The following is a 19,057-nucleotide window of genomic DNA, read 5'->3' as shown; positions in this document are numbered from 1 at the left end:
AAGGGGATTGACACCTAAATGAGAATTGTTATGATTATCACAACTGGTCGCGAGACTGGTTGGATAAGCTAAGAGCCCCTGGTTCGGACTCTCAGATTATCTCCTCATCAGGCTAATCACGGTTATTGACCCGGCAATTTGCCGGGTCTTTTTTTGCCTGCAGGTTTTGTGTCGCCTGGCCTGACCCTGTCACCGCTCACATTACTGACGAAACTGCGCGCAATAGTCCTGCTCCGGCATCGCCGCCGTGTACCACACGTAGTCCGCCTCGCCCGGCTCGACCTGCTCGCCCACCTCGGTAAGCAGCAGTACCTTGCTCTGCCCCGATGCGCCCAGATCAGCCAGATGCAGTGGCACGCCCAGGTCCTTGCGCGCGTGGAAGGCCCCTGCGAACAGCAACGCCGGCTGCGGTGCCGCCAGCAAGCGCTCGGCCATGCGCCGGTCGCGCTGTTGCTGCACGGCAAGCATCGCTGGCAACTGGCTTTCAGGCAGCATCCCGCAGTGCCCAGCGCGCACTTGCTCCAGCAACGCAGCCTTTACCGTTGGAGCATTGGACTTATCACCCTTTAACGAAGCGGGCTGCCGATAAGCCTGGCGCATCTCGCCAGGCGACAGGTTGGCCGCCAGCAGCGGCACACGCAGCTGCAAGGCCTCACGCACGATCGGCCCGTACAACTTCCAGTCCCAACCCTCTTGCCACGCCAGGGCCTTGGGCAAGTCTGCCGGCAAAGCATGCGCCTGCACCTTGTCGACCAGCGGTTGCTGCTCGGGCTGCAGCATTTCCAGCAAGAGGCTGCCTTGCGCGCGCCGAGCGTGCAAAGCGCGTAGCAGCCAAAGCTGCAGCGCATGATGATCGGGGTTGTCGTGCTTCTCGCCCACAATGACTTGGGGAACGTCTGCCAAGCGCTGCACCAGCTGCTCAGGGCTGATCACCTGACCACTGGCAAGATCGATGATGTGCCCCAACTCGGCATACGTGCGCCCTTCACTGCTCTGCCAGGCGGGTAATGGCGGCAAGCTGGCCTGGCAGCCACCCAGTGACAGCATCAGGCAGAGACCAGCCAGCAGCAGATGACGCATCGGCAATGCCTCCTAGCGGGTGATGATCAGTGGATGCCCACGCTCCGGGTGCGCCTGCACCAGCACGTCAATTCCGTATACCGCTTTCAACGCAGCAGGTGTCAACACCGCCTCGGGCGTGGCAAAGGCATGGCAGCGCCCCTGTTCCAGCAACAGGATACGGTCACAGTAACGCGCCGCCAGGTTCAAGTCGTGCAGGATCACCAGCACTGCGGCGCCACGGTCGGCGAAACGGCGTACAGACTCCAGCGTCGTGTGCTGGTGCAGCGGGTCGAGCATCGAGGTGGGCTCGTCGAGCAGCAGCGTGGTGCCCTCTTCGCCCGGCCACAACTGCGCCAGCACGCGGGCCAGGTGCACTCGCTGCCGCTCTCCTCCCGATAAGGCCAGGTAACTGCGGTCCACCAGATGCCAGGCATCTGCCGCCTGCAAGGCCGCTGCAACAATTTCTGCATCGCGCCGCTGCCCGGTGCCATGCGGCATGCGCCCCATGCTCACAACCTCTTCCACCCGGAACGAGAAGCCCAGGCTGGACACCTGCGGCAGCACGGCCAGGCGCCTGGCACGCTCCTGCCCACCCCAGTCAGCCAATGGCCGTCCCTGTAGCGTTACCTGCCCACGGTCCGGTGCCAGTTCGCCACACAACACCCCCAACAGGCTGCTTTTGCCGGCACCGTTGGGGCCTAGCACACCCACAACCTGCCCCGGGCTCAGTTGCAGGTGAATGTCGTGCAGCACCTCATTGCTGCCCCGCCGCAGGTGCAGCCCTTCCACTTGCAACATCAGCTGCGCCCTCGTATCAGCAGGAACAGGAAGAACGGCGCACCGATAAAGGCCGTGACGATACCGATCGGCAACTCGGCAGGGGCCAGCAGCAGCCGCGCGGCCAGGTCGGCGAACAGCATCAGCACGCCGCCCGCCAGCAACGAAGCCGGCAGCACCACCCGGTGATCAGGCCCGGCCAGCAAGCGCACCAGGTGTGGCACCACCAGGCCGATGAAACCGATCAGCCCGGCGGCAGCCACTGCTGCCCCCACCCCCAGCGCCGTGCAGAACACCAGCTCACGCTTGAGCCGCTCCACATCAACGCCCAGGTGGCGTGCCTCCGACTCACCCAGCAACAGCGCATTCAGCGCCTTGGCGCGGCGTGGCAACCACACCGCCACACCCGCGGCCACCAGCAGCAACGGCCACAGCCGCTCGTAGCTGGCGCCATTCAGGCTACCGAGGTTCCAGAACGTCAGGGTGCGCAGGGTAGCGTCGTCGGCCAGGTAGGAGAACAGCCCCACGGCCGCACCGCCCAGCGCGGTCATGGCCACACCGGCCAGCAGCATCGTGGCTACGTTTGTCTGCCCATCGCGCCGCCCCAGGCGGTAAACCAGCGCGGTTACCCCAAGCCCCCCGACAAACGCGCAAAAGGACAGCAAATAGGGCGCGAAGGCCTCCGGCATGCCACCAAACCAGGCACCACCGACAATCGCGACCGCAGCCCCCATCGCAGCCCCGGCGGCCACCCCCACCAGCCCTGGGTCGGCCAGCGGGTTACGGAACAGCCCCTGCATGGCCACACCGGACAGCGCCAGCACCGCGCCCACCGCCAACCCCAACAGGGTACGCGGCAGGCGGATCTGGCCCAGGATCATCTCGGCCTGTTGCAGGCCGTCAGCCGCAATCGGCATCCTCAGCAGGCGCAGGCCGGCACGCAGGGTGTCGAACAGCGGCAGGCTGACCGGCCCCAAGGCCAACGACAGCCAGACCGCCAACAGGCACAACAGGCTCAGGCAAATGAACAACGTACGTGGCTGCACCCGCTGCTTCATTGTGCAAAGCTGGCCTTGGCCGCCGGGTAGAAGTTGGCAGCCAGCGACTGCAAGGTAGCCGGCAGTCGTGGCCCAAGACCGCCGACCAGCAATGTTGGGTCAAGCGATACAAGGCGCTTCTCACGCACCGCACGGGACGCCGCCAGCGCAGGGTTCTCTTTCAGCAGCGCCTGCAAGGCCTGCTCATCGGCCAGCGCCCGGTCGGAGAACACGATCACATCCGGGTCCAGTGCAGCCAGTGCTTCGTTGGAGAAATTCTTGTAACCCTGATGCGCTGCCAGGTTACGCCCACCCGCCTGGCCCAACAGCCAGTCACCCGCAGTGCCCTGCCCGGCAATCAGCGGCTTGGCACCGGCATGCCCGACGAGTAGCAGCACGCCCGGCGCCTTGTGCCCTGCCTGGGCCTGCTTGACCTTGGCCTGCAAACCCTCAACTTGCTGGTGGTAACTGGCCGCCAACGCCGACGCTTGCTGCTCGGCGCCAAGCAACTGGCCCAAGTGCTCGAGGTTTTCATCCACCGCCGACAGCTCGGCCTTGCTGGAAAACAACTCCACCTGCACACCCGCCTTGCGGATTTGCGCGAGCACCGGTGGCGGGCCCATTTCTTCGGTGCCCACCAACACATCCGGTCGCAGACTGAGGATGCCTTCTGCCGACAGTTGCCGCTGGTAACCCACGCTAGGCAGTGATTTCAACGATGCCGGGTGCTGGCTGGTGGTATCAACCCCCACCAGCCGCGCTTCACCGCCCAGCGCAGTTATCCACTCACTCAGTGCACCACCCGCGCTGACCCAGCGTTGCGGCAGCTCGGCCGCCAAGGCCTGGGTAGAGAGCACAAGGTTTGCGCACAGCGCGAGCAAGGCGACGGGACGGCGCATCATCGGGTTCCTTCTGAAGGCGGGCCGCGCGCCTTGTGGCGAGCGGCAGAACTGCGCACCATAGGTAGCCAGGCGCAGCGAATGCGGGCAATTTGATAATTATTCGCATTGGTGCGTCAAGCCATCATCTGTTTCACGAGTCGTCCTTGCCATGCACTTCCTTTGTACCTCCCACGGCCTGGCCGAAGGCCAAAGCCGCGCCTTCAGCGTAGACGGCGTCGAACTGTTCGGCGTGCGCCGCCAGGGCCAGGTGTACCTGTACCGCAACCGCTGCCCGCATCGGGGGATCCCGCTGAACTGGGCAGAAGACGTGTTTCTGGATGACAGCGCCAGCCTCATCCACTGTGCCCACCATGGCGCGCTGTTCCTGATAGAAAGCGGCGAATGTGTGGCCGGCCCCTGTGAAGGAGAGCAACTTCAGCCCATGGGCTGCCACGAAGACAGCCAGGGCATCTGGTTCAAGGGTTGAGCAGCACTGGCAAGCGGCGGTAGATGACGATGCCTTCAGCGTCCAGGCGGGTCCCGTAAGCCAGTACCTCCACTCCGTCGGCCACTGCGGCACGCAGCGCCTGAGCGTAGGCACCGTCGATTTCCTCGGCCGGGCGCACGGCATCGATACCGGTCAGGTTCACACAATACAGTTGTACCGCCCGCACGCCCTGCCGGGCCAGCGTGGCCAACTCGCGCAGGTGCTTGGCACCGCGCTGCGTCACCGCATCCGGGAACGCTGCGACCGTGCTGTCGGGGTAGCCCAAGGTCACGCTCTTGACCTCGACATACACGGGGGCACCGTCAAACTCCAGGCGAAAGTCGATCCGGCTGCCTTCCTCGCCGTAAGCCACTTCGCGCTTGAGCGCCGTGAAGCCGGCCAGCTCGGTAATCACGTCTGCCCGCAGTGCCTCCTCGACCAGCGCATTGGCCCGCCCGGTATTCACACAGGCCAGCCGACCCTGCGGCGTTTCGCTGATTTCCCAGGTGCCCGGCAGCTTGCGCTTGGGGTCGTTGGAGCGGCTGAACCACACCTGCCCGCCTTCACGCATGCAGTTGAGCATGGAGCCGGTGTTCGGGCAGTGAATGGTCAGCTGTTCACCGTTGGCCAGTTCGATATCGGCCAGAAAGCGCTTGTAGCGGCGCAGCAGGCGGCCCTGCTCAAGTGAAGGAGAGAAACGCATCAGCCTTGCCAGCTCCGCAGGCCACGGGCAATGCGCTGCACCGCCTCCTCCAGGCGTGGCAGGCTCTGGGTGTAGGCAAAGCGCACATGGTGGCCGGCCAGGTGGCGGCCGAAGTCCAGGCCCGGCGTGAAGGCCAGGTGCTCGGTTTCGAGGAAGTGCCGACAGAAGGCGAACGCATCACCGCCAAAGGCACTGATGTCGGCATACAGGTAGAACGCGCCCTGTGGCTCGACGGCAATGCGGAAGCCCAGTTCGCGCAGGGCTGGCAACAGGTAGTCGCGACGGCGGGCGAATTCGGCGCGGCGTTCTTCGAAAATGGCCAGGGTTTCCGGCTGGAAGCATGCCAGAGCGGCATGCTGCGCCATGCTAGGTGCGCTGATGTACAGGTTCTGCGCCAGTTTTTCCAGATCGGCCACTGCGCCGGGCGGCGCCACCAGCCAGCCGAGGCGCCAACCGGTCATGCCGAAATACTTGGAAAAACTATTCAGGACGAACGCCGAGTTGTCGACTTCCAGCACGCTTGGCGCGTCCATGCCATAGGTGAGGCCATGGTAGATCTCGTCCACCACCAGGTGGCCGTGACGCTCATGGGTGGCCCTGGCAAGGCTGGCCAGCTCGTCACGCCCCAGCACGGTGCCGGTCGGGTTGGCCGGCGAAGCGACCAGAGCGCCCACCGTGTCCTTGTCCCAGTAACGCTCGACCAGGTCGGCCGTCAGTTGGTAATTCACGTCCGGCCCTACCGGCACCAACTGCGCGCCACCCTCGACCAGGCGCAGGAAGTGGCGGTTGCACGGGTAGCCCGGGTCCGCCAGCAGCCAGTGCTTGCCTGGGTCAACCAACAGGCTGGTGGCCAACAGCAATGCACCAGAGCCCCCCGGGGTGATGAGGATGCGCTCCGGGTCGATACTCAGCCCATACCGCTGGCCATAAAAGCCGGCAATGGCTTCGCGCAGTTGTGGCAGCCCACGTGCAGCGGTGTAGCGGGTGTGCCCGGCGGCCAACGCTGCCTGCCCGGCGGCGACGATCGGTGTGGCAGTGGTGAAGTCCGGTTCGCCGATTTCCAGGTGGATCACGTCGTGCCCGGCCGCCTGCAGCTCGTTGGCCCGGGCCAGCAGTGCCATGACATGGAAGGGTTCGATGGCGCGACTGCGCGCACTGTAGGGGTGGGCCATGACCTTCTCTCAATTGGGTCTAAACTGGAGATTCTACCTCTGCACGCTACCGAACGTACGGCTCAGGCCGCTGTCAATTGCCAGTAACAGGCGGGGTAGCGCACCCCCGATCTATCTGGTAAGTTCGGCGGCTCGCAGTCGCAGGGCCGGCGGGTGCCGGAGATGGAGCAGCCTGCGCATTGGATCAGATGAGTGAGAGGCGGTCTATTCATGTCCACCGTAGAAAAGCAAAAAGCCCAGACCATGTACGGTGTCGAGCCATACGTAGAAACCAAGGGTGAAGAGTACATGGGCGAGCCCATGAAAAAGCACTTCACCAAGCTTCTCGGCGCCTGGAAGCAAGAGCTGATGACCAGTGTGGACCGTACTGTGGACCACATGAAGGACGAAGCAGCCAACTTCCCCGACCCGGCCGACCGCGCCAGCCAGGAAGAAGAATTCGCCCTGGAGCTGCGCAACCGCGACCGCGAGCGCAAGCTGATCAAGAAAATCGACAAGACCCTCGACAAGATCAAGGCCGACGAATACGGCTGGTGTGAGTCGTGCGGTATCGAAATCGGCCTGCGCCGCCTGGAAGCCCGTCCGACCGCGGACCTGTGCTTCGACTGCAAGGAAATCGCCGAGAAAAAGGAAAAAACGGTCGGCAAAGGCTGATCTTTCTTCCACCTGAACGGGGCGCTCGATGCGCCCCGTTTCATTTATATGCCCAGCCAGACCATGACCGACTCCAGCTACATCGGGCGCTTTGCCCCTACCCCCAGCGGCTTCCTGCACTTCGGCTCGCTGGTCGCCGCCCTCGCCTCCTGGCTCGATGCCCGCGCCGTCAACGGCCGCTGGCTGCTGCGCATGGAAGACACCGACCCACCCCGCGAAATGCCCGGCGCCCGCGATGCCATCCTGCAAACCCTCGAACGTTACGGCCTGGAATGGGATGATGAGGTTGTGTTCCAGAGCCAGCGCCACGACGCCTACGCGGCGGTGGTCGACCGCCTGTTCAACATGGGCCTGGCTTATGCCTGCACGTGTTCGCGCAAGCAACTGGAGGGTTACAACGGGATTTACCCGGGCCTGTGCCGCAACGCCGGGCATGCCCGTGAAGGCGCAGCAATCCGCTTGCGCGTGCCCGAGCTGATCTACCGCTTTACCGACCGGGTGCAGGGTGAGTACCAGCAACACCTGGGGCGTGAGGTGGGCGACTTTGTCATCCAGCGCCGTGACGGGCTGTATGCTTACCAGCTGGCAGTGGTGCTGGACGATGCCTGGCAGGGTGTTACCGATATCGTGCGTGGCGCCGACCTGCTCGACAACACCCCGCGCCAGCTGTACCTGCAAGAGCTGCTGGGCTTTTCGCAGCCGCGCTACCTGCATATTCCACTGATCGTACAGCCGGACGGGCACAAGCTGGGCAAGTCGTACCGCTCGCCGCCGTTGCAGGCGGAGCATGCTACGCCGTTGTTGCTCCGGGCCTTGCGGGCGCTGGGGCAAGAAGCAGACCCCGAGTTACTGCTGGCAACACCGGCTGAAGTGCTAGCGGTGGCGCGCAAGCAGTGGCGGCCAGAGGCGATTGCGCAGCGGACAACGGTGCCAGAGGCTGATTTGCGCTGAGCCCCATACCTGACTGGCAATGCGCTCCTACAGGGATCGCAAAAAGCTGAAAAAGGGGCATCACACCGAGCATCAAAAGCCCAACAAATTCAAACCCTTGGCGAACACCGTGGATTCCCGCTAGCATCCCCCCCGCCATTTGCGCCAATAATAAGTCCAAGCCCGCAGCGCCCAACCATCGAGGCCAGCATGTACATCTATCGTTTGGTCCTGCTTCTGGTCGTGGGGATCTACCTGTTCTCCCCGGCCATCATGGACTGGTGGATCGAACCGACCGGTGCCTGGTACCGCCCTTACCTGCTCTGGCTGATCCTGATCGTCGTCACCTTCATCCTGCAGAGCCAACGAGATGCCGATGAGCTTTAGCCTGACCCAGATGATCCTGATCAGCGCCGGGTACCTCATGGTGCTGTTTGGCGTGGCCTGGATCAGCGAGCGGGGGGTCATCCCGCGCTCGATCATTCGCCACCCGCTTACCTACACCCTGTCGCTGGGCGTATACGCCAGTGCCTGGGCCTTCTATGGCTCAGTCGGCCTGGCCTACCAGTACGGCTACGGCTTCCTCGCCTGTTACCTGGGCGTGTCCGGCGCGTTCCTGCTGGCACCGGTGCTGCTATACCCGATCCTCAAGATCACCCGCACCTACCAGCTGTCATCACTGGCCGACCTGCTGGCATTCCGCTTCCGCAGTACCTGGGCGGGGGCGCTGACCACCATCATCATGCTGATTGGCGTGTTGCCTTTGCTGGCGCTGCAAATCCAGGCGGTGGCCGACTCGATCAGCATCCTCACCGGTGAGCCGGTCAAGGCAAGGGTGGCATTCGCCTTCTGTACGCTGATCATCCTGTTCACCATCTTCTTCGGTTCGCGGCACATCGCCACGCGCGAGAAACACGAAGGGCTGGTGTTCGCCATCGCCTTCGAATCGGTGATCAAGCTGCTGGCCCTGGGCGGCATCGGCCTCTACGCCCTTTATGGCGTATTTGGCGGCCCGCACGAACTGGAAGTCTGGCTGCTGCAGAACCAGACCGCCCTGGCCGCCCTGCACACCCCGCTGCAGGAAGGGCCATGGCGCACCCTGCTGCTGGTGTTCTTCGCCTCGGCCATCGTCATGCCGCACATGTACCACATGGCCTTCACCGAAAACCTCAACCCCCGCTCGCTGGTCAGTGCCAGCTGGGGCCTGCCGCTGTTCCTGCTGCTGATGAGCCTGGCCGTGCCGCTGGTGCTGTGGGCCGGCCTGCGCCTGGGCGCCAGTACCAACCCAGAGTACTTCACCCTGGGCCTGGGTATTGCCGCCAACAACGAGGCACTGGCACTGTTGGCCTACGTCGGCGGCTTGTCGGCCGCCAGCGGCCTGATCATTGTTACCACCCTGGCGCTGTCGGGCATGGCCCTCAACCACCTGGTGTTGCCGCTGTATCAACCCCCGGCCGAGGGCAACATCTACCGCTGGCTGAAGTGGACCCGCCGCGCGCTGATCGTTGCCATCATCACTGCCGGCTTCATGTTCTACCTGACCCAGAACAACCACCAGAGCCTGGCCAATCTGGGCATCGTCGCCTTCGTCGCCACCCTGCAGTTCCTGCCTGGGGTGCTGTCGGTGCTGTACTGGCCCACCGCCAACCGCCGCGGCTTCATCGCCGGGCTCCTGGCCGGCACCCTGGTGTGGATGGTGACCATGCTGCTGCCGCTGCTGGGCAACCTGCAGGGCTTCTACATCCCGCTGCTGGACATGATCTATGTGCTGGACGACACCAGCTGGCACATGGCGGCCATTGCCTCGCTGGCGGCCAACGTGCTGCTGTTTACCCTGATCTCGCTGTTCACCAACGCCAGCAACGAAGAAGTCAGCGCGGCCGAAGCCTGCGCGGTGGACAACGTGCGCCGTCCGCAGCGCCGCGAGCTGCACGCTGCCTCGCCCCAGGAGTTCGCCACCCAGCTGGCCAAACCGCTGGGCGCCAAGGCCGCACAAAAGGAAGTGGAGCAGGCCCTGCGCGACCTCTACCTGCCGTTCGACGAGCGCCGCCCCTATGCCCTGCGTCGCCTGCGAGACCGCATCGAAGCCAACCTGTCCGGGTTGATGGGACCGAGCGTGGCCCAGGACATGGTCGAGACCTTCCTGCCGTACAAGTCCGGTAACGAAAACTACGTGACCGAAGACATCCATTTCATCGAAAGCCGCCTGGAAGACTACCACTCGCGCCTGACCGGCCTTGCCGCAGAGCTCGATGCCCTGCGCCGTTACCACCGCCAGACCCTGCAGGAGCTGCCCATGGGCGTCTGCTCGCTGGCCAAGGACCAGGAAATCCTGATGTGGAACAAGGCCATGGAGGAGCTCACCGGCATCGCGGCCAAGCATGTGGTCGGCTCGCGTCTGGTCACCATCGACGAGCCTTGGCGCGGCCTGCTGCAAGGCTTCATCAACGTGCCCGACGAGCACCTGCACAAGCAGCGCCTGGCGCTGGACGGCCAGCCGCGCTGGCTGAACCTGCACAAGGCCGCCATCGACGAGCCGCTGGCACCCGGAAACAGCGGCCTGGTGCTGCTGGTGGAAGACTTGACCGAAACCCAGGCACTGGAAGACAAGCTGGTGCATTCCGAGCGCCTGGCCAGCATCGGCCGCCTGGCCGCTGGCGTAGCCCACGAAATCGGCAACCCGATTACCGGCATCGCCTGCCTGGCGCAAAACCTTCGTGAGGAACGTGAAGGTGATGGCGAAATCATCGAGCTGTCCAGCCAGATCCTCGACCAGACCAAGCGCGTCTCACGCATCGTCCAGTCGCTGATGAGCTTCGCCCATGCCGGCGGCAGCCACCAGAACAGCGAAGAGCCGGTGTGCCTGGCCGAAGTGGCGCAGGACGCCATCGGTCTGCTGGCGTTGAACCGGCGCAATTTCGAAGTACAGTTCTTCAACCTCTGCGACCCGGACCACTGGGCCGAAGGGGACCCGCAGCGCCTGGCTCAGGTGCTGATCAACCTGCTCTCCAACGCCCGCGACGCATCAAAGCCCGGCAGCGCCGTGCGCGTGCGCAGCGAAGTGAGCGAGCACACCGTCGACCTGATCGTCGAGGATGAGGGCAGCGGAATACCGAAGAGCATCATGGACCGCCTTTTCGAACCCTTCTTCACCACCAAGGACCCGGGCGAAGGAACCGGACTGGGGCTCGCTCTGGTCTATTCCATCGTGGAAGAGCATTATGGGCAAATCACCATCGACAGCCCGGCCGATATCGAACGGCAACGTGGCACCCGGATCCGCGTGACCCTGCCCCGGCATGTCGTAGCGACGTCCCCTGAAATTCGAGACCGTCGAGAGAATTGAATCAATGCCGCACATTCTGATCGTCGAAGACGAAACCATCATCCGCTCGGCCTTGCGTCGCCTGCTCGAGCGGAACCAGTACCAGGTCAGCGAAGCCGGCTCGGTGCAGGAAGCCCAGGAACGCTTCAGCATTGCCACCTTCGACCTCATCGTCAGCGACCTGCGCCTGCCAGGTGCGCCCGGCACCGAGCTGATCAAGCTCGGCCAAGGTACCCCGGTGCTGATCATGACCAGCTACGCCAGCCTGCGCTCGGCGGTGGACTCGATGAAAATGGGCGCGGTGGACTACATCGCCAAGCCCTTTGACCACGACGAGATGCTGCAGGCCGTGGCACGCATCCTGCGCGACCGGCAGAACGCTCCGGCCGCCGCACCGGCTGCCGAGCCACGCGCCACCAATGGCAAGGCCGCCCCGGCCGACAAAGGCAGCACGGCTGCGGCCAATGGCGAAATCGGCATCATCGGTTCATGCCCGCCCATGCAGGACATGTACAGCAAGATCCGCAAGGTTGCACCCACCGACTCCAATGTGCTGATCCAGGGTGAGTCGGGTACCGGTAAAGAGCTGGTGGCCCGCGCCCTGCACAACCTGTCACGCCGGGCCAAGGCACCGATGATCTCGGTGAACTGCGCAGCCATCCCCGAGACCTTGATCGAGTCCGAACTGTTCGGCCACGAGAAAGGCGCATTCACCGGTGCCAGCGCCGGGCGTGCGGGCCTGGTAGAGGCCGCCGACGGTGGCACGCTGTTCCTTGACGAAATCGGTGAACTGCCACTGGAAGCCCAGGCCCGTCTGCTGCGTGTACTGCAGGAAGGCGAGATTCGCCGGGTGGGTTCGGTGCAGTCGCAAAAGGTCGATGTGCGCCTGATAGCTGCGACCCACCGCGACCTGAAGAACCTGGCCAAGGCCGGCCAGTTCCGCGAAGACCTTTACTATCGCCTGCACGTCATCGCCCTGAAACTGCCTGCCCTGCGCGAGCGCGGCAGTGACGTGAACGAGATCGCCAGCGCCTTCCTCGCCCGCCAACGCGCGCGTATCGGTCGCGACGACCTGCACTTCTCGGCTGAAGCCGAGCAAGCCATTCGTCATTACAGCTGGCCGGGTAACGTGCGTGAGCTGGAAAACGCCGTGGAGCGTGCGGTGATTCTTAGCGAGAGCGCAGAAATTTCGGCCGACCTGCTGGGCATCGACATTGAACTGGGCGACCTGGAGGAGGACGAAATCCTCAACAACGCTTTGGTTGCAGCCAGTGCTGCCAATGCCAGCCACGAGCCGACCGAAGACCTGTCGCTGGAAGACTACTTCCAGCACTTCGTGCTCGAACACCAGGACCACATGACCGAGACCGAGCTGGCACGCAAGCTTGGCGTCAGCCGCAAGTGCCTCTGGGAACGCCGCCAACGCCTGGGCATCCCACGGCGCAAGAGCAACGTTACCAGCGATAACTGACCTGCCTGGGCGGGAGGTTCCTCCTGCCCCTTCTCTACCAGCCTCACCGGCCTATTCGCGGGCTCGCCCGCTCCCACAGGGACCGCACAACCTGGCAGCCCGTGGTGATCCTGTGGGAGCGGGCAAGCCCGCGAAAGGGCCAGCATAGCTAGCCACCACACCCCAGGTAACACATCAGTCCCCGCAAAAATCTGTTACCCAACCTTTCCGTCGTAACAGTTCCCGAGGCGTACGGTAACGAAATCCCGACATTTTCAGCCCCTCGAAAATCGCTTGAACGCCCCAAACCCTTGATTTTATTGGGTTTGCAAAAGTTGGCACGGCACCTGCTATATGCTTAGTACAAAAACAATAACAAGCACTGCAACTCAGAATAAGAACAAGACGAAACGGCTCACGCACAATAAAAACAAGACGGCGGAGGCGCAGCTAACTGATTCTTTTGGAGAGGATGCGTGTTTGGGGCTTGCCCCACAACCAGGCAGAGAACAACAAAAACTGCACTAAAAAGCAGCGCCTGAACTGGTTGGATCGACAGATCAACGTGACATCAGCGGCCAAAGCAATCCGTTTGCTCTTAACCCCTGGATTGGGGGTCGTCCACAAGCTTCGAGATTTGTGGACAGGGCACTCAACAAAAACAAGAAGCCCAGCAAAAAAACAATAAGAGCACGCAACGACTTCTTGGGGAGCTTAGGCTCCCCTTGTCGTTTCTACCCTTCTGGCAGGCATCCTGCTACCCGCCTACACCATTCCCTGAGTAAATGCTAGAATCCCCGCCCATCATGCGGCCATTCTCCTATTCTTGGCCGAACATTCCTTCAAACAGTGCATCCCATGCTGAAGAAGCTGTTCCAGTCGTTCCGCCCGCCCGTACCGGGCCAGCACCACAGGCGCACCACGCCTGAGGTGATCAACAAAAGCCAGCACTCGCTGCAGCGCCACCAGTTCAGCCGCCATGCGGTGAACATCGTGGAACGCCTGCAAAGCGCCGGCTACCAGGCTTACCTGGTCGGTGGTTGTGTCCGCGACCTGATGCTGGGCATCACGCCGAAAGACTTCGACGTCGCCACCAGTGCCACTCCCGAACAGGTCCGTGCCGAGTTCCGCAACGCGCGCATCATTGGTCGCCGCTTCAAGCTGGTCCACGTGCATTTCGGCCGTGAGATCATCGAAGTCGCCACCTTCCGCGCCCCTCACTCGGAAGACGATCAGGGCGACAGCCACCGTTCGTCGCACAATGCCAGTGGCCGCATCCTGCGTGACAACGTGTACGGCTCCCTGGAAGAAGACGCGCAACGCCGCGACTTCACCATCAACGCCCTGTACTACGACCCGGTCAGCGAGCGCATTCTCGATTACGCCAACGGTGTGCACGACGTGCGCAACCGCCTGCTGCGGCTGATCGGTGACCCGACCCACCGCTACCAGGAAGACCCGGTGCGCATGCTGCGCGCGGTGCGTTTTGCCGCCAAGCTCGACTTTGGCATCGAAAAGCACACGGTCCAGCCGATTCGCGAACTGGCCCCGTTGCTGCGCGAGATCCCGCCAGCGCGCCTGTTCGAGGAAAGCCTCAAGCTGTTCCTTTCCGGCCAAGGCGCCATCGCTTTCGAAATGCTGGTCGACCTGCAGCTGTTCGAGCCGCTGTTCCCGGCCAGTGCCCACGCCCTGGACGAGCGCCCGACCTACACCCACACGCTGATCAGCCAGGCACTGAACAACACCGACCTGCGCGTGAAGCAAGGCAAGCCGGTCACGCCGGCGTTCCTGTTCGCTGCACTGCTGTGGCCAGCCTTGCCGTCCCGCGTGCTGCACCTGCAGAACCAGGGTGTACCGCCGATTCCGGCCATGAACGGTGCCGCTCACGACCTGATCGCCGAGCAATGCGCACGCATCGCCATCCCCAAGCGCTTCACCCTGCCAATCCGCGAGATCTGGGACATGCAGGAGCGCCTGCCACGGCGCAGTGGCAAGCGTGCCGACATGCTGCTGGACAACCCGCGCTTCCGCGCCGGTTACGACTTCCTGCTGCTGCGTGAAAGCGCAGGCGAAGAAACCGACGACCTCGGCCAGTGGTGGACCGATTACCAGGATGCCAACGACAGCGAGCGCCGCGAGATGATCCGCGAGCTGGGCAGCCGTGACGAAGGCACCGGTGCCGGCCCGCGCAAACGCAAGCGCAGCGGCAGCAAGCGCAAACGCGGTGGCGACGAGGCGTTCGAGTGAAGACCCGCGCCTACGTCGGTCTGGGCAGCAACCTGGACGCACCTGCCGAGCAACTGCGCAGCGCCTTGCAGGCGCTTGACCAGGTGGACGGAACGCGCCTGGTAGCGGCCTCGGCCCTGTACACCAGCGACTCGTTGCTGCCCGGCCAACCGCGCTACACCAACGCAGTTGCTGCCCTGGACACCGCTCTGCCGCCCCTGGCCCTGCTCGATGCGCTGCAGGCCATCGAGAACGACCAGGGCCGCGTACGCAAGGAACGCTGGGGCCCGCGCACGCTGGACCTGGACATCCTGCTGTTCGGTGATCAGGTACTCGACGAACCACGCCTGAAAGTGCCGCACTACCACATGCACGCCCGCCCCTTCGTGCTGTACCCGCTGGCCGAACTGGTACCGGGCGATTTCCGCCTGGCCGATGGCCGCGCCCTCGCACAGTTACTCGACGACTGTCCGTTCGTCGGCCTGGAACGCTTGTAAACCGGGCGTTCCAGCCTGGCACGCCACCGCGGTAACGCCAGTAACACCCTGATCGTAACAATGCGGTAACAGGGTGATTGACTTCCCCCACCTCGCTCACGACTATAGGCGTCCCGTGTGACACCAAAGTGCCGCATACCCGTATTTAGGCCCGGACGGACCTGTGCCCGAACATCACGCGCGATGATGTGCCGCTCCGGAAGATGACTACACGCGTTGAATGCAGTCGTTTTTTACAGCGCCTGAACGAGGAATTTCCTACATGCCTGAAGTAACCCTCACCACCCTCAATGGCCTCAAGGCCAAGGGTGAAAAAATCACCATGCTGACCTGCTACGACGCGACCTTCGCCAAGGCCGCCAGCCAGGCCGGTGTCGAAGTGTTGCTGGTGGGCGACTCGCTGGGGATGGTCCTGCAGGGCCACGACAGCACCTTGCCGGTCACCACAGCAGACATGGCCTACCACACCGCCTGCGTCAAACGCGGTAATGACGGCGCCCTGATCCTTGCCGACCTGCCGTTCATGGCACATGCCACCCCGGAGCTGGCCTTCGCCAACAGCGCCACGCTGATGCAAGCCGGCGCCCACATGATCAAGATCGAAGGCGCTGCCTGGCTGGCAGAAACCATCCGCCTGCTGGCCGAGCGTGGCGTGCCGGTGTGCGCACACATGGGCCTGACCCCGCAGACCGTCAACGTGCTGGGCGGCTACAAGGTCCAGGGCCGCCAGGAGGCCCAGGCCCGGCAGATGCGTGCCGACGCCATCGCCCTGGAGCAGGCCGGTGCCGCCATGCTGCTGCTTGAATGTGTACCCAGCGAACTGGCGGCAGAAATCACCAATGCCGTGGGCATCCCGGTAATCGGCATCGGCGCCGGCAGCGCCACCGATGGCCAGGTGCTGGTGCTGCACGACATGCTCGGCCTGTCACTGAGCGGCCGGGTACCGAAGTTCGTGAAGAACTTCATGGAAGGCCAGCCAGACATTCAAGGTGCCCTTGTCGCCTATGTCGAGGCCGTCAAGCAAGTCAGCTTCCCAGGTAGCGAACACGGGTTCAGTGCATGAATACAGTCAAAACCGTCCGTGAACTGCGTGCAGCCGTTGCCCGCGCCCGCGGTGAAGGCAAACGCATCGGCTTCGTGCCGACCATGGGCAACCTGCACAGCGGCCACGCAGCCTTGGTGACCAAAGCTGCACAGCGCGCCGACTTTGTGGTGGCCAGCATCTTCGTCAACCCGCTGCAGTTCGGTGCCAACGAAGACCTGGACAAATACCCGCGCACCCTGGCCGCCGACCAGGAACGCCTGCTGCAAGCCGGCTGCAACCTGCTGTTCGCGCCCACCGTGGAAGAGATGTACCCCGACGGCATGAGCGTGCAAACCCGAGTCAGCGTACCGCAGCTTTCCGAAGGCCTCTGCGGCGCCAGCCGGCCTGGGCATTTCGAAGGCGTGGCCACCGTGGTCAACAAGCTGTTCAACATGGTCCAGCCGGACCTTGCCGTATTCGGTGAAAAGGACTTTCAGCAACTGGCAGTGATCCGTGCCATGGTGCGCGACCTGAACATGCCGGTCCAGATCATCGGCGAGCCCACCGTGCGTGCTGAAGATGGCCTGGCGCTGTCGTCGCGCAATGGTTACCTCACGCCCGAGCAGCGTATTGCAGCGCCCGCGCTGTACCGCACACTGCAGCACATTGCAGCGGGCATCAGCCGTGGCCAACGGGATTTTGCCGCGCTGGTCGCTGAAGGCCAGGCGCAACTGAGCACTGCCGGTTTCCGCCCGGACTACCTGGAAGTGCGTCATGCCGTGAGCCTGCGCCCGGCAATGATCGATGATCGCGACCTGGTTGTGATCGCGGCGGCTTACCTCGGTAACACCCGCTTGATCGACAACCTTTACCTGCACGTCGAAGACAAGACCGCGTAATAGCCTGGGGCTGCTTTGCAGCCCCAAAATCACCCTACCATACCCATTCCCAGCGCGTGGCCTTTGCCTATAATGATGCCAGCCTGAACCCGGCAATGACTGCCGTGTCCAAGGCATCACCACGCACCAAGGGAACCCCGCGCAATGGCGTATTACCGTACACCCCACGATGTGACGGCCCTGCCCGCCTGGCAGGCGCTTCAGCAACACCGCGACGCCATGCAAGGTTTCAGCATGCGCGAAGCCTTTGCCGCCGATGCCAAACGCTTCGACCAGTTCTCCCTGAGCTGCTGCGGCCTGTTCCTGGACTACTCGAAAAACCTGATCACCGAACAAAGCCGCGACCTGCTGGTCAACCTGGCCAACGAAGTGGGCCTGCAAGACGCCATCAAGTCGATGTTCGGCGGCGAAATCGTCAACGCCTCCGAAGGCCGCCCCGTGCTGCACACTGCGCTGCGCCGGCCAGTGGGCGACAAGCTCAGCGTCAACGGCGTGAACGTCATGCCGGAAGTACACAAGGTGCTCAACCAGATCACCGAGCTGGTGGGGCGCATCCACGACGGCCTGTGGCGCGGCTACAGCGAAAAGCCGATCACCGACGTGGTCAACATCGGCATCGGCGGCTCGTTCCTCGGCCCCGAACTGGTGTCCGAAGCACTGCTGCCGTACGCCCAACGCGGCGTGCGCTGCCACTACCTGGCGAACATCGACGGCAGTGAGTTCCACGAGCTGTCGGCCAACCTGCGTGCCGAAACCACCCTGTTCATTGTCTCGTCGAAGTCGTTCAATACCCTCGAAACCCTGAAAAACGCCATGGCCGCGCGTACCTGGTACCTGGCCCAGGGCGGCTCGGAAGCCGAGCTGTACCGCCACTTCATCGCCGTTTCCAGCAACAAGGCTGCCGCCGTGGCCTTTGGTATCCGCGAAGAGAACATCTTCCCGATGTGGGACTGGGTAGGCGGGCGTTACTCGCTGTGGTCGGCCATCGGCCTGCCAATCGCTCTGGCTATCGGCATGGCCAACTTCAAGGAGTTGCTGTCGGGTGCCTACACCATGGACCAGCACTTCCAGACCGCGCCGTTCGACAAGAACATGCCAGTGCTGCTGGCCCTGCTAGGCGTGTGGTACGGCAACTTCTGGGGCGCCAACAGCCATGCGATCCTGCCGTACGACCACTACCTGCGTAACATCACCAAACACCTGCAGCAGCTGGACATGGAGTCCAACGGCAAGAGCGTGCTGCAGGACGGCACCCCGGTAAAAGTTGATACCGGCCCGGTGATCTGGGGCGGCGTCGGCTGTAACGGCCAGCACGCCTACCACCAGTTGCTGCACCAGGGCACCCAGCTGATTCCGGCAGACTTCATCGTGCCGGTGGTGAGCTTCAACCCGGTGGCCGACCATCACCAGTGGCTGTACGCCAACTGCCTGTCGCAGAGCCAGGCGCTGATGCTGGGCAAAACCCGCGAAGAAGCCGAAGCCGAGTTGCGCAGCAAAGGCCTGAACGAAGCGGACATCGAAAAGCTGGCCCCGCACAAGGTGATCCCGGGCAACCGCCCGAGCAACACCTTGGTCGTGGAGCGCATCAGCCCTCGCCGCCTGGGTGCGCTGGTGGCGATGTACGAGCACAAGGTCTTCGTGCAGAGCGTGATTTGGGGTATCAACGCGTTCGACCAGTGGGGCGTAGAGCTGGGCAAAGAGCTGGGCAAAGGCGTTTACCAGCGCCTGGTCGGCAGCCTGGAAGACAGCGCCGAAGATGGCTCTACCCAAGGCCTGATCAACTACTTCCGCGGCCGTCACCGCGGTTGATCTGATACCTTCGCTGGCCTCTTCGCGGGCTCGCCCGCTCCCACAGGGACAACACAGCCTTCAACGACTGTGCAGTACCTGTGGGAGCGGGCAAGCCCGCGAAGAGGCCGGCACAGGTTGAACA

17 protein-coding genes are annotated in these 19,057 nt (G+C 63.4%); 11 read left to right on the top strand and 6 right to left on the bottom strand.

What is annotated here, in order from left to right; genetic code table 11:
* Positions 1 to 201: 201 nt before the first annotated feature.
* The 4 genes from D906_RS09305 to D906_RS09290 are packed head-to-tail and all read right to left on the bottom strand — an operon-like array spanning position 202 to position 3,778.
* Positions 202 to 1,080 (bottom strand): ChaN family lipoprotein, encoded by an 879-nt coding sequence (locus D906_RS09305; protein ID WP_027614928.1) that lies wholly within the window; start codon positions 1,078 to 1,080, stop codon positions 202 to 204.
* Between the two features lie 12 nt (positions 1,081 to 1,092).
* A complete protein-coding gene (locus D906_RS09300; RefSeq protein ID WP_027610108.1) occupies positions 1,093 to 1,860 on the bottom strand; it encodes a heme ABC transporter ATP-binding protein in 768 nt (255 codons plus the stop codon).
* The gene (locus D906_RS09295; RefSeq protein WP_177325281.1) at positions 1,860 to 2,843 is read right to left on the bottom strand and encodes an iron ABC transporter permease; all 984 of its coding nucleotides are present in this window, start codon (positions 2,841 to 2,843) and stop codon (positions 1,860 to 1,862) included. The genes D906_RS09300 and D906_RS09295 overlap by 1 nt, the downstream gene beginning before the upstream one ends.
* 50 nt (positions 2,844 to 2,893) lie before the next feature.
* Positions 2,894 to 3,778, bottom strand: coding sequence for a hemin ABC transporter substrate-binding protein (locus D906_RS09290; RefSeq protein WP_019098141.1), 885 nt, complete (start codon positions 3,776 to 3,778; stop codon positions 2,894 to 2,896).
* Positions 3,779 to 3,926: 148 nt separating this feature from the next.
* On the opposite strand from D906_RS09290, the gene D906_RS09285 reads away from it, so the two are divergent.
* Positions 3,927 to 4,244, top strand: coding sequence for a Rieske (2Fe-2S) protein (locus D906_RS09285; RefSeq protein ID WP_027614926.1), 318 nt, complete (start codon positions 3,927 to 3,929; stop codon positions 4,242 to 4,244).
* On the opposite strand, the gene sfsA is transcribed toward D906_RS09285, so the two are convergent.
* Both sfsA and D906_RS09275 read right to left on the bottom strand, forming a co-directional pair.
* Positions 4,234 to 4,947: a DNA/RNA nuclease SfsA gene (gene sfsA, locus D906_RS09280; RefSeq protein ID WP_027614925.1), complete on the bottom strand. Its 714-nt coding sequence runs from the start codon at positions 4,945 to 4,947 to the stop codon at positions 4,234 to 4,236. The genes D906_RS09285 and sfsA overlap by 11 nt on opposite strands.
* On the bottom strand, positions 4,947 to 6,119 hold the full coding sequence (locus D906_RS09275; RefSeq protein ID WP_025754258.1) for a pyridoxal phosphate-dependent aminotransferase: 1,173 nt from the start codon (positions 6,117 to 6,119) through the stop codon (positions 4,947 to 4,949). Before D906_RS09275 ends, sfsA begins: the two co-directional genes overlap by 1 nt.
* Positions 6,120 to 6,329: 210 nt before the next feature.
* On the opposite strand from D906_RS09275, the gene dksA reads away from it, so the two are divergent.
* The 10 genes from dksA (at position 6,330) to pgi (ending at position 18,933) form a co-directional block, all read left to right on the top strand.
* On the top strand, positions 6,330 to 6,773 hold the full coding sequence (gene dksA / locus D906_RS09270) for an RNA polymerase-binding protein DksA (RefSeq protein ID WP_012274224.1): 444 nt from the start codon (positions 6,330 to 6,332) through the stop codon (positions 6,771 to 6,773).
* 63 nt (positions 6,774 to 6,836) lie between these two features.
* Positions 6,837 to 7,724 (top strand): tRNA glutamyl-Q(34) synthetase GluQRS, encoded by an 888-nt coding sequence (gluQRS, locus tag D906_RS09265; protein ID WP_027610105.1) that lies wholly within the window; start codon positions 6,837 to 6,839, stop codon positions 7,722 to 7,724.
* A 189-nt stretch (positions 7,725 to 7,913) separates the two neighbouring features.
* Entirely contained in the window at positions 7,914 to 8,090 is a 177-nt protein-coding gene (locus D906_RS09260; protein WP_003250005.1) for a hypothetical protein, read from the top strand.
* The gene (locus tag D906_RS09255; RefSeq protein ID WP_019098145.1) at positions 8,074 to 11,049 is read left to right on the top strand and encodes a sensor histidine kinase; all 2,976 of its coding nucleotides are present in this window, start codon (positions 8,074 to 8,076) and stop codon (positions 11,047 to 11,049) included. Before D906_RS09260 ends, D906_RS09255 begins: the two co-directional genes overlap by 17 nt.
* A 4-nt stretch (positions 11,050 to 11,053) precedes the next feature.
* Complete coding sequence (locus D906_RS09250) at positions 11,054 to 12,499, top strand: sigma-54 dependent transcriptional regulator (protein WP_019098146.1); 1,446 nt, start codon at positions 11,054 to 11,056, stop codon at positions 12,497 to 12,499.
* 837 nt (positions 12,500 to 13,336) lie between these two features.
* A complete protein-coding gene (locus D906_RS09245) occupies positions 13,337 to 14,725 on the top strand; it encodes a polynucleotide adenylyltransferase PcnB (protein WP_019098147.1) in 1,389 nt (462 codons plus the stop codon).
* Entirely contained in the window at positions 14,722 to 15,201 is a 480-nt protein-coding gene (gene folK / locus D906_RS09240) for a 2-amino-4-hydroxy-6-hydroxymethyldihydropteridine diphosphokinase (protein WP_016712072.1), read from the top strand. Before D906_RS09245 ends, folK begins: the two co-directional genes overlap by 4 nt.
* A 262-nt stretch (positions 15,202 to 15,463) precedes the next feature.
* Entirely contained in the window at positions 15,464 to 16,264 is an 801-nt protein-coding gene (gene panB, locus D906_RS09235) for a 3-methyl-2-oxobutanoate hydroxymethyltransferase (protein WP_019098148.1), read from the top strand.
* Positions 16,261 to 17,124, top strand: coding sequence for a pantoate--beta-alanine ligase (panC, locus tag D906_RS09230; RefSeq protein WP_016712074.1), 864 nt, complete (start codon positions 16,261 to 16,263; stop codon positions 17,122 to 17,124). Before panB ends, panC begins: the two co-directional genes overlap by 4 nt.
* Positions 17,125 to 17,268: 144 nt before the next feature.
* The gene (pgi, locus tag D906_RS09225; RefSeq protein WP_016712075.1) at positions 17,269 to 18,933 is read left to right on the top strand and encodes a glucose-6-phosphate isomerase; all 1,665 of its coding nucleotides are present in this window, start codon (positions 17,269 to 17,271) and stop codon (positions 18,931 to 18,933) included.
* The last annotated feature ends 124 nt before the right edge of the window (positions 18,934 to 19,057 follow it).

Source organism: Pseudomonas sp. LAIL14HWK12:I1, assembly GCF_003202095.1.
Lineage (GTDB): Bacteria > Pseudomonadota > Gammaproteobacteria > Pseudomonadales > Pseudomonadaceae > Aquipseudomonas > Aquipseudomonas monteilii.
This window is presented reverse-complemented; position numbering and strand designations above follow the sequence as displayed.

Coding starts and splice junctions, on each gene's coding strand:
- D906_RS09305 (WP_027614928.1), bottom strand. CDS start 1,080: ATGCGTCATCTGCTGCTGGCTGGTCTCTGCCTGATGCTGTCACTGGGT.
- D906_RS09300 (WP_027610108.1), bottom strand. CDS start 1,860: ATGTTGCAAGTGGAAGGGCTGCACCTGCGGCGGGGCAGCAATGAGGTG.
- D906_RS09290 (WP_019098141.1), bottom strand. CDS start 3,778: ATGATGCGCCGTCCCGTCGCCTTGCTCGCGCTGTGCGCAAACCTTGTG.
- D906_RS09285 (WP_027614926.1), top strand. CDS start 3,927: ATGCACTTCCTTTGTACCTCCCACGGCCTGGCCGAAGGCCAAAGCCGC.
- sfsA (WP_027614925.1), bottom strand. CDS start 4,947: ATGCGTTTCTCTCCTTCACTTGAGCAGGGCCGCCTGCTGCGCCGCTAC.
- D906_RS09275 (WP_025754258.1), bottom strand. CDS start 6,119: ATGGCCCACCCCTACAGTGCGCGCAGTCGCGCCATCGAACCCTTCCAT.
- dksA (WP_012274224.1), top strand. CDS start 6,330: ATGTCCACCGTAGAAAAGCAAAAAGCCCAGACCATGTACGGTGTCGAG.
- gluQRS (WP_027610105.1), top strand. CDS start 6,837: ATGACCGACTCCAGCTACATCGGGCGCTTTGCCCCTACCCCCAGCGGC.
- D906_RS09260 (WP_003250005.1), top strand. CDS start 7,914: ATGTACATCTATCGTTTGGTCCTGCTTCTGGTCGTGGGGATCTACCTG.
- D906_RS09255 (WP_019098145.1), top strand. CDS start 8,074: ATGCCGATGAGCTTTAGCCTGACCCAGATGATCCTGATCAGCGCCGGG.
- D906_RS09250 (WP_019098146.1), top strand. CDS start 11,054: ATGCCGCACATTCTGATCGTCGAAGACGAAACCATCATCCGCTCGGCC.
- D906_RS09245 (WP_019098147.1), top strand. CDS start 13,337: ATGCTGAAGAAGCTGTTCCAGTCGTTCCGCCCGCCCGTACCGGGCCAG.
- panB (WP_019098148.1), top strand. CDS start 15,464: ATGCCTGAAGTAACCCTCACCACCCTCAATGGCCTCAAGGCCAAGGGT.
- panC (WP_016712074.1), top strand. CDS start 16,261: ATGAATACAGTCAAAACCGTCCGTGAACTGCGTGCAGCCGTTGCCCGC.
- pgi (WP_016712075.1), top strand. CDS start 17,269: ATGGCGTATTACCGTACACCCCACGATGTGACGGCCCTGCCCGCCTGG.